Source organism: Herminiimonas sp. CN (assembly GCF_000622895.1).
GTDB lineage: Bacteria > Pseudomonadota > Gammaproteobacteria > Burkholderiales > Burkholderiaceae_D > AVCC01.
Window position 1 is genome coordinate 1 of record NZ_AVCC01000107.1, and the last position, 9,751, is coordinate 9,751.

At 56.3% G+C, this 9,751-nt stretch carries 8 protein-coding genes and 1 pseudogene; 8 read left to right on the forward strand and 1 reads right to left on the reverse strand.

Annotated features, from left to right (window positions below; all coding sequences use genetic code 11):
* Positions 1–171: 171 nt before the first annotated feature.
* The 3 genes and pseudogenes from HMCN_RS18405 (at position 172) to HMCN_RS0116035 (ending at position 3,313) form a co-directional block, all read left to right on the forward strand.
* Positions 172–1,080, forward strand: a pseudogene (locus HMCN_RS18405) (transposase).
* A 74-nt stretch (positions 1,081–1,154) separates the two neighbouring features.
* The gene (locus tag HMCN_RS18005) at positions 1,155–1,622 is read left to right on the forward strand and encodes a hypothetical protein (protein WP_155837609.1); all 468 of its coding nucleotides are present in this window, start codon (positions 1,155–1,157) and stop codon (positions 1,620–1,622) included.
* Positions 1,610–3,313 carry an AMP-binding protein gene (locus HMCN_RS0116035; protein WP_025918331.1) on the forward strand — a complete coding sequence of 568 codons (1,704 nt, stop codon included), beginning with the start codon at positions 1,610–1,612 and terminating at the stop codon, positions 3,311–3,313. The genes HMCN_RS18005 and HMCN_RS0116035 overlap by 13 nt, the downstream gene beginning before the upstream one ends.
* Here HMCN_RS0116035 and HMCN_RS19485 read toward each other — a convergent pair.
* Entirely contained in the window at positions 3,304–3,684 is a 381-nt protein-coding gene (locus HMCN_RS19485; RefSeq protein WP_155837610.1) for a hypothetical protein, read from the reverse strand. The two genes, HMCN_RS0116035 and HMCN_RS19485, sit on opposite strands and share 10 nt — an antisense overlap.
* Before the next feature lie 283 nt (positions 3,685–3,967).
* On the opposite strand from HMCN_RS19485, the gene HMCN_RS0116045 reads away from it, so the two are divergent.
* The 5 genes from HMCN_RS0116045 (at position 3,968) to HMCN_RS0116065 (ending at position 9,239) form a co-directional block, all read left to right on the forward strand.
* Entirely contained in the window at positions 3,968–4,429 is a 462-nt protein-coding gene (locus HMCN_RS0116045; RefSeq protein WP_025918332.1) for a MaoC family dehydratase, read from the forward strand.
* A gap of 133 nt (positions 4,430–4,562) precedes the next feature.
* Positions 4,563–6,128 (forward strand): MFS transporter, encoded by a 1,566-nt coding sequence (locus HMCN_RS0116050; RefSeq protein ID WP_025918333.1) that lies wholly within the window; start codon positions 4,563–4,565, stop codon positions 6,126–6,128.
* 196 nt (positions 6,129–6,324) lie between these two features.
* Positions 6,325–6,696 (forward strand): transposase, encoded by a 372-nt coding sequence (locus HMCN_RS18900; protein ID WP_081801547.1) that lies wholly within the window; start codon positions 6,325–6,327, stop codon positions 6,694–6,696.
* A 506-nt stretch (positions 6,697–7,202) separates the two neighbouring features.
* Positions 7,203–7,694: a tripartite tricarboxylate transporter TctB family protein gene (locus HMCN_RS0116060; protein WP_025918335.1), complete on the forward strand. Its 492-nt coding sequence runs from the start codon at positions 7,203–7,205 to the stop codon at positions 7,692–7,694.
* Between the two features lie 15 nt (positions 7,695–7,709).
* Positions 7,710–9,239, forward strand: coding sequence for a tripartite tricarboxylate transporter permease (locus tag HMCN_RS0116065; protein WP_238552212.1), 1,530 nt, complete (start codon positions 7,710–7,712; stop codon positions 9,237–9,239).
* The last annotated feature ends 512 nt before the right edge of the window (positions 9,240–9,751 follow it).

Sequence of the window (9,751 nt, forward strand, 5' to 3'; positions counted from 1 at the left end):
AGGTCCATGGTATTCCCGTCTGGAATGGCATCAGGTAAAGATTATATTGCATGTCACTAGGCGCGGAAGTAATGTGCTTTATGTCGGAAGAGACCTGTGGCGAGGGGAAACATTGTGTCGCAATTGATTCGGAACCATTGAATTTATGTTCTGCGTTCCCAAATAGTTTACATGGATAAAGAAGACGCAAGAAGGCAAACATTATTGGAGCTGCACATCAGGCGCAAGCAGGTGGTGCGATTGCCATTCCAAAGGTTTGGGCGTAATGCGAATTGTACAGTTGTCGGGATTGAGCTGGCCGGCGGTACGGGCGGCCTTGACGCTCTTTGAGCAAGGAGGCTGGAATGCCCTGAAGCCCAAAGCACGTGGCAAGGAATCGGGCACTGGCTCCTGAGCAAGAACAACTCATACGCGGAATTATTTGCGACAAGCGCCCGGAACAAGTGAAGATGGATTTTGCGCTATGGAATCGTGGTGCGGTGACCATTCTGATTGAGCGTGAATGCGGTTTGAAACTGACCATGCGTGCGGTAAGTAATTACCTCAAGCGTTGGGGCATGACGCCGTAAAAGCCGATCAAACGCGCCTATGAACAAAAGCCGGAAGCGGTGAAGGCATGGCTTGATACGCAATATCCTGCGATTGAGGCGCGTGCCAAAGCCGAAGGTGCAGAGATTCACTGGGGCGATGAGACTGCTGTCGTCAACACCGATGTGCGTGGTCGCTGCCTTCAATGCCGACAAGTTAATCGAGTTTCTGGCTGCGCTGATCAAAGATGCAAAGAAAAAAGTATTCCTGATTCTGGACAATTTGCGGGTCCATCACAGCAAGCCGGTAAAGGCGTGGCTGGAAGAGCACAAGGCGAAGATCGAGGTGTTTTATCTGCCCAGTTACAGTCCGCAATTGAACCCGGATGAAAGACTCAATGCCGATCTCAAATACGCGCTGGGCTCGACTGTTGCGATGCGTACGAAATCCACGCTATGGGACGCCACAGCCGAATACATGACGATGCTTAAAAAATCACCGGAACGCGTCAAGTCTTACTTTCAGGATCCGCGCGTTCAATATGCCGCATAGAGACTTCACCGTTTCGAATCAAAAGGCTGAATGCGATACGGAAACTTATAAATAAACCTATAAAGGAGATAGCGGTGGCAACTAAGGGCCTGGTAGGGGCCGGGACGATGGTACTGATCGGCGGTGCGATTGCCTACGCCGGGTACGGATACGGCGCGGGTACATTCGAGCACATGGGCTCGGGCTTCGTTCCTCTCGTGCTCGGGGTGGCGCTGGTGGTGGTCGGCCTGCTGTTGGGTCTTACCGCCATGCTGGCGCCGAACGATGCGGATGCGGGCGGGGGCGCGCATTTGCACCACATGGGCCTGAGTGGCTGGCCCGATCTGCATGGCGGGATTTGCATCGTGGCCGGGGTAGTCGCGTTCGTTGTGCTAGGCGAGCATGGTGGCCTCGGTGTTTTCGTGGATCGTCCGATTGGCGCCTGGTTCCTTGGCGCGTGTGCTTTGCTTTTGCTAGTTCAGATTGGCAGCTACGCAAGAAAACTCGTCATTTCGAGAGCGCAAGTTCAGGGGGGGGGCGCAGGCGTAATATGCCAAAATTGACCCGTCACTATGCGCATTGGCCAGAAGGATTGCCGCACGCGCTGGAAGTGCCTGAGCACTCTCTGTATAACGGCCTTGCTGCTAATGCCGGGAAGCTGCCCGACAGCGCAGCCATCGATTATTACGGCAGGCAAATCAGTTATTCGGAACTGCATCAAGCAGTACGTGGTCTGGCCGGCTACCTGCAGCAGTGTCTCGGCGTCATGGATGGCGACCGCGTGTTGCTCATGATGCAAAACTGTCCGCAGTTTGTCATTGCCTACTACGCGGTCCAGCGCGCCAATGCCGTGGTGGTGGCAATTAATCCGATGAGTTCTGCCGAAGAAACGGCCTACTACGTTGATAATTGCGGAGCTCGGGTGGCTATCGTGATGCAGGACATGTTGCCGAAGATACGGCCGCTGCTCGCCAATCAACGCTTGACCGCCTGTATCGTGGGCGCTTACAGCGAATTGGCGGGCGCCCCGGAGGACGTTCCATTCATGGAAATCCCGGAGTTTGTGTTAGTGCCACGCCAGCGACCACTCACCGATGCGGAGCACGAATTTGCGCGAGCTTCGGCCGCTGCCATATCGCCAGCGGCGGCGTCTAAAACCGGAAGCGATCTTGCCCTGATTGCTTACACATCGGGTACCACGGGCAAGCCAAAAGGGGCCATGCTAAGCCATCGTGCGCTCACGCTGGCGGCCGTACAGCGGTCGCTTTGGTTGGATGACGGCACCAGGAACAGCGATCTTCTGACCTTGCCGATGTGTCATATCGCCGGCATGAGCGCCATGAATCAAGCCATATTCCAGGGACGAACAATCGTCCTGTTGGCGCGTTGGGATACGAATGCCGTCCCCGCATTGATTGAGCGTCACCATGTAGGTCGATGGGCCGCTGTAGCGCCGATGCTCATTGATTTACTCACCTCTCCCTCCCTGCGACGGCACAACCTGTCCTCCTTGACACGATTGTACGTGGGGGCGACAGCGACACCCGTAGCGCTGGCAAGGCAGATCCATGAATGTCTTGGAGTGACCTTGATTGAGTGCTATGGAATGACGGAAACCTGTGGCAGCACTCACATCAATCCTCCCCTGAAAGCGCGGACTGGGAGCGTTGGGATTCCCCAGATCGAGGTCGATGCCCGGGTGATTGAAGTAAGCAGTGATGCGGAACTGGATTGTTATCAGCCAGGTGAAATCGTAATAAATTGCCCAACGCAATTTGTAGGGTACTGGAACCATCCGGATGCCTCGCGCGCGGCGTTCGTTGAGATCGAGGGGAGGCCTTTCGTGCGTACCGGCGACATTGGCTATTACGACGAAGACGGTTACTTCTATATAACGGATCGGCTTAAGAGAATGATTAATGCCTCCGGCCTGAAGGTATGGCCGAGCGAGGTGGAGGCTTGTTTATCGGCCCATCCGGCAGTACAGGAGGTCTGCGTCATATCGGCCTACGATCCCTATCGTGGCGAGACGGTAAAGGCCATGATCGTGCGAAGGCCTTGTGCAGATGCGAATCTTTCATCCGAAGATCTGATCGAGTGGGCACGTGCTCACATGGCTGCGTACAAGATCCCGCGTTTAGTCGAATTTGTCGAAAGTTTACCGAAAACGCATTCTGGCAAGGTGTTATGGCGCGCGTTGCAGGAAAAGCAGAACCAGGATGATAGGGATCGCCGACAGGCGGCTCAACAATAATTGGTGGCCCCCACGACTTTATGTATTTGAAAGAAGAAGGAACGTAATATCGGGAAACGCGGCCGCTGAATGATCACTCTCGACGAGAGGAAGATCATGGCGATTTTGTTTCCTGCGCTTACTGGCTTGAGTCTAGCGGATCGGCATGCCGTCAGCACCATTGCCCGAACCTCCCCGTTACTGCTCGCCTTGTAATCAATCACCACATTAGTTGCAAGGCAGGTACTGCCGGAACAGGATATGTCGGTCAGGTGGGCACGCTGGCACAACATGGAGCAGGCGACCTTCTCGGCCACCATCACTCTGGTACGACGTAGGTTATGGAGCTGGACGCTCGCTTTATCAATACCGCCCCAGATTCCCGATGTCATAGGAGTGCCACGTGAGGTATTCGAGCGCCTGGCCTAAACGCTCGGCTACGCGGCTTGAATGGATAAAGTCGGAGCTTCTAATCCCCCTGAAAGTCGTGCTATGCCATCGAAGAATGGCGCTATGCGGCGACTGCGTGGCTGCGCGAAAGTCCCGGTGGTATCGTTAAATACACGTCAAAGAGATGCCGCCATAGCGACCACCAGCAGACAGCTCGTATTCGCCGCGGTGGTGCGACGTGGTTAATGTGACCGTTTTGAACTTTGCATATAGAGGAGTTTCCAATTGGAAAAAATTGTCTTCGAGTCAATCGCCGATCTGCGTTTGCACGTTGGTGAAGAAGTGTTCGTGACGGACTGGCTGAAGATTACCCAGGACAGGATCAACGCATTCGCTGAGGCAACTGGCGACCGGCAGTGGATTCATGTGGACGTCGATAGGGCGCGCAAAGAATCGCCTTTTGGCACGACGATCGCACACGGATACCTCACGCTGTCGCTCATCGCAGGCTTTTTCCTCGACTCGCTGGACGTGAAAAATCGTCGACGCGGGCTTAACTATGGATTGAATCGTGTGCGTTTCCTTATGCCGGTACCCGTGGAAGGCTCAGTGAGGGGGCGCGCTACTCTGGAGCGCTATGAAGACATTGAGGGTGGAGCGCAGCTCACTTGGAAAATTGTCGTTGAGCTCAAGGGAACGGAGAAGCCTGCGTGCGTGGCGGAAGCGGTAAACCAGTTGTTCGCATAAGACTCTTTCTGTGACGAGTTCCTCCGAGTGTACCTTTCCACTGGACACGGATAGCTATCTCGGCCTGGGGACCAGCCGTTCATCGGTAATCTTTTATTCGGAGGATAAGGACTTGCGATCACAGCAACAAACTATGTCGGCGCTGGCACCGCTTCGCGGGCCAGCGTTCCGTATGCTCTGGCTATCCTGGTTCGCAGCAAATTTGACGGTGTCGATGGGTGACGTCGCATCGGCCTGGCTGATGACCTCACTTTCCAATAATGCGATGATGGTGGCTCTGGTGCAGTCGGCAGCGACGCTGCCCGTCTTTATTTTGGGGTTGCCGAGCGGTGCGTTGGCTGATATCAGCGATAGAAGGCGCTTCATGGCCGCGACACTGGCGTGGGGAGCGGCGGTTGCGACCGCACTTTATGTACTGGTGGCCAGCGGGGCATTGACGGCTTCGTTACTGTTAGGGTTTACCTTCGCAAGCGGCATTGGCGTGGCAATGCGTTGGCCGGTGTTCATCGCGATTATTCCTGAAATTGTGTCGAACGCTGAATTGCCGTCAGCGATAGGCCTGAATGCGATTGCGGTACATATGTCACGCTTGCTGGGCCCCGTTCTGGCAGGCGTTTTTCTCGCGAGTATGGGAAGTCAATACGTTTTCCTGGCTAACGCTTTATTGTCCATCATTGCGCTCCTGCTCGTCATGCAGTGTCGCCCGAATTCGAAAGACAGTACTCTTCCTGGCGAGCGATTTGTAGGCGCGATGCGGGTCGGACTAAAGCATGTGATGGAATCGCCGCGCATGCGCGTCGTGCTTGCGCGAACCTATTTATTCTTTTTTCAAGTCACAGCGCTAACGGCACTGCTGCCGCTGGTCGCGCGCAATTACCACGGTGCTGGTATTGGCAGTTTTACGGTAATGCTTGCTGCCATGGGGGGGGGCGCAATCGCTGGCATCCTCGTTTTGCCGTACTTGCGTCGTGTTTTAGGTCAAGATCGCCTCATTTATTGTGGCACAGGTATCTATGGGATTGCCTCTGTAATCGTGGTGGTTGCTCCGACACTCTGGCTGGCGCTGCTGCCGATGGTCGTGGTGGGTATGGCGTGGATAGGCGTAGCGAATTCGCTGACGATAGCGGCCCAAATGACGCTGCCGAAGTGGGTACGCGCGCGCGGGATGTCGTTTGTGCAAATTGCCATGATGGGGGGGATCGCGAGTGGTGCGGCACTCTGGGGCTATGTCGCAAACTTGGCGACGGTATCAATCAGTGTCTTCGCTGCGGCCATCATCGGGCCTTTCCTGTTTTACGTATTGCATCGGCTCGGTGGTAGCGGCCTGGCCGACGAGGATCTGACTCCCGTGAAACTAGGCTCCAATCTGGTGCCTCCGGTCGTTGATCTTCAATCCGATGAGGGGCCAGTCATTATAACGATTGAGTACATGGTTGACCCAACTCGAGCAGACGAATTCAGAAGCGTGATGAAGGAGACGCGCAGGGCGCGGTTACGACAGGGCGCCGTGTCATGGAAGTTGTATTTCGATATATCGGAGCCGGGACGTTATATCGAGCAGATTGTCAACGAGAGCTGGGTCGATCATCATCGGCTGCTGGAGCGATTTACCGCAGCCGATGCGAGTCTGCGGGAACGAAGACTCGCGTTTCACACCCTTAGTGCCCCTCCGCGGATTCAACGTTATTTGGAGTGTTAAGGCTACGCTGAACAAGGGTGGTTCCGTCGAGCCGGTGCCAAGTAAATTCCGGACGAGCGATTTTGCTGACCCTTGAAGCTGGGCGAATTTATGCTGCCAGCGCGTAGAATTGCTCCGCAAAGGCATCGGATTTTCTTTTGTACCGATCACTAACCTTTGCGTTGCGGATCATGTGTAAGCGCCAGTTTCACCGCACATAGCGCATCGGCGTGATGGCCGGCGCCGCTACGACGACGATTCGAAGCAGGCGCTGGTCAGGGCCTGCCTACAGCCAGGTATATCGCTGGCGGGCATGGCACTCAAGCACGGCGCAGACGCCAGTCTGTTGCGCAAATGGGTAGTCAGTTACCAACTGGCGGCAGGCGCACCGACCATGCCTGCCGCGAATCGAATGGATGCTTTCATCCCGGTGATGTTGGGCGATGGCGGCGCCGGGAGAAATGCGCAGGGCAAGCCTGTGCCGGTTCAGCTGGGACTGCCAACTAAGCCTTCATGCGATTGCCCTGCTGGAGGCCTCTTTCGGGCTGTATTCAGATTACGTGTTGATGATCCTTCATTCCCCCTATGAAGCGGGAGTTTTAGGGCTCTACTCGTAAACTAGCATCTATCAACAAGCTATCTGAATACAGCCCTCTTTCGCTGTTGTAAACGTTCTGGCATGCGCGTAAACATGCCGCGCATGTCAGCCACTCCCCCACGGCCGGACGATATCGATGCCCTGAAGGCGTTGCTGTTGCGGCGTGACGAGGAACTTCAGCAATTACGCGATACCAGTTTCGACACTGGAACTGGTCCTCTGCGTGCGCACGCTCGAAATCGAACAACTGGAACGCGCCTGGAAGACTTGATCGCTGAGGAAGGCGCCGCCGACCGGGGCCATTTGGGTGCTGAAGGTCTCTTGGATCGATGATATTCCCGTTCGGCATGGCGCTACGTAAAAATTGCATTGCTCGCCACTGGGTCCGAAACTAATGTGCTTTATGTTCGGAAGAAGCCTGTAGTGACGGGAAACATTGTGTCAAAAGGCTGAATGCGGGACGGAAACTTATAAATAAACCTATAAAGGAGACAGCGGTGGCAACTAAGCGATGGATTAGCAAGGATCTGGTAGGGGCCGGGACGATGGTACTGTTCGGCGGTGCCATCGCCTACGCCGGGCACGGATACGGCGCGGGTACATTCGAGCACATGGGCTCGGGCTTCGTTCCTCTCGTGCTCGGGGTGGCGCTGGTGGTGGTCGGCCTGCTGTTGGGCCTTACCGTCATGCTGGCGCCGAACGATGCGGATGCGGGCGGGGGGGAGCATTTGCACCACATGGGCCTGAGTGGCTGGCCCGATCTGCGTGGGGGGGGGTGCATCGTGGCCGGGGTGATCGCGTTCGTTGTGCTAGGCGAGTATGCTGGCCTGGTTCCCGCGACATTTGCCAGCGTCTTTATATCCGCTCTGGGCGATCGCAAGAATCGCCTGCGCGATGCGCTGCTTTTGTCCTGCGCCATGGTCGCACTGGCGCTGATCGTTTTCAGTTGGGGGCTCAAGGTGCAGATGCCGGCCTTTGGCTCGCTGTAAGGGGGGTAGGAAATCATGGAACAAAGCTTGATGGATCTCTGGTTTGGCTTCAGTGTGGCACTGGAGCCCGCCAATCTCATGTGGTGTGTGTTTGGGGTGCTCATTGGTAACTTGATTGGCGTCTTGCCAGGCATGGGGGCGCCGACAGCGATTTCGATGCTGTTGCCGCTCACTTATAGCATGGCTCCGGTGCCGGGTATTTTGATGCTGGCCGGGATTTTCTATGGCTCGCAGTACGGCGGCGCGATTGGCGCGATCCTGCTGAATTTGCCGAGCCATCCGCCGCATGCCGTGACCTGTCTGGATGGTTATCCGTTGACGCGCAAGGGGCGCGGCGGCGCCGCGCTGGGGGTGACCATGATGTCCTCCTTTTTCGCAGCATCGGTCGGGATCGTCGTGATGATCTTCCTGTCCCCTTTGCTGGTCGAGTTGGCGGTCAAATTCGGGCCGGCCGAGATCTTCTCGATTATGCTGATGGGCTTGATGACCGGCGCCACCATGTCGCGTGGCTCGCCCCTGAAGGGGATCGCCATGACCCTGTTCGGCTTGGTCATCGGGGTGGTCGGGACCGATGTCACGAGCGGGACAGCGCGCCTGACGCTGGGCACGACACACCTGGCCGACGGTATCGAGCTGGGGGCGCTGTGCATGGGATTGTTCGGCATCGCCGACTTCCTTCTGTGCGTCAACCGGACCACCATCAAGCCCCAGGACGCGAAGTTGACCATGCGCGATATGTGCCCGACCCGCGATGAGATGAAGAAAGCGTTCTTTCCCATGCTGCGCGGCACCACAATCGGGACGCTGTTTGGCGCTTTGCCGGGGACGGGGCCGACGATCACCACCTTCATTGCGTATGCCCTGGAGCGCAAGTGGTCCAAGACCCCGGAGCGCTTCGGCAAAGGTGCCATCGAAGGCGTGGCGGCGCCGGAAGCCGCGAACCATGCAAAAACTCAGGTCGATTTTATCCCGACGATGACATTGGGCATTCCTGGCGATATCGTCATGGCCCTGATCCTGGGGGCGCTGATCATCAAGGGCATTCAGCCGGGGCCGCAGTTGATCACCGATCATCCGGATATCTTTTGGGGTCTGGTGGCGAGTTTCTGGATCGGCAATGTCTTGTTGGTGATCCTGAACGTCCCGTTGATCGGGGTCTGGGTAAAAATGCTCCAGGTGCCATACCGGCTGCTGTTTCCGTCGGCCATCTTCTTTATCTGCGTGGGGGTGTTCACCGCCCGGAACAGTTTGTTCGGCGTGGGCGAAGTCGCGGCGTTCGGCGTTATCGGGCTGCTGATGCTGGTTCTGGATTTCCCGCTGGCGCCGATTGTGCTGGGCTATATCCTCGGCCCCATGATCGAAGAGAACTTCCGCCGCGCCATGCTGCTGTCGCACGGTGACCTCGGTGTTTTCGTGGATCGTCCGATTAGCGCCTGGTTCCTTGGCGCGTGTGCTTTGCTTCTGCTAGTTCAGATTGGCAGCTACGCAAGAAAACTCGTCATTTCGAGAACGCAAGTTCAGGGGGCGCAGGGGGCGCAGGCGTAATGAGCAACCATCGTGAATCAATGATTTGATGTCGTCATTGCCGGGGGGGCCTGCCGGCCTTCCGGCGGCGATCCGCCTGAAACAGATCGACAGCGACCTGTTATCGACAAGGGGTGGGAAATCGGCGCGCGCATTCTGTCAGGTGCTGTCATGGATCCGCACGCTCTGACCGAGTTGATCCCCGACTGGGAGGTGCTCCACTCGATACACCGAGGGCCGGTTCCTAATGCTTTTCAAAGCCGGCGGTGTGAGACTTTCGAGTTTCCTGTTGCCCGCCTGCTTTCTCAACCACGGTAGCTATATATCAGTATTAGAATGGTTTGTCGCTGACTGGCCGTCCAGGCAACTGCCATTGGGGTAGAATCTTCCCCGGATTCGCCGCAACGGCTCAGGGCGGCGAGGGGCCAATGTATCAATCAATGTGATGCCGGGGGGGGCTGATCTGGGTGTTACCTCTTTTCCAGAAAAGACAACCACCGTGCTTTTATTGGGAAGATGGACATAATGGATCT

Bases quoted from the DNA above. Each gene is read 5' to 3' on its own strand.
- HMCN_RS0116050 (WP_025918333.1), top strand. From the start codon at position 4,563: ATGTCGGCGCTGGCACCGCTTCGCGGGCCAGCGTTCCGTATGCTCTGG.
- HMCN_RS19485 (WP_155837610.1), bottom strand. From the start codon at position 3,684: ATGACATCGGGAATCTGGGGCGGTATTGATAAAGCGAGCGTCCAGCTC.
- HMCN_RS0116035 (WP_025918331.1), top strand. From the start codon at position 1,610: ATGCCAAAATTGACCCGTCACTATGCGCATTGGCCAGAAGGATTGCCG.
- HMCN_RS0116065 (WP_238552212.1), top strand. From the start codon at position 7,710: ATGGAACAAAGCTTGATGGATCTCTGGTTTGGCTTCAGTGTGGCACTG.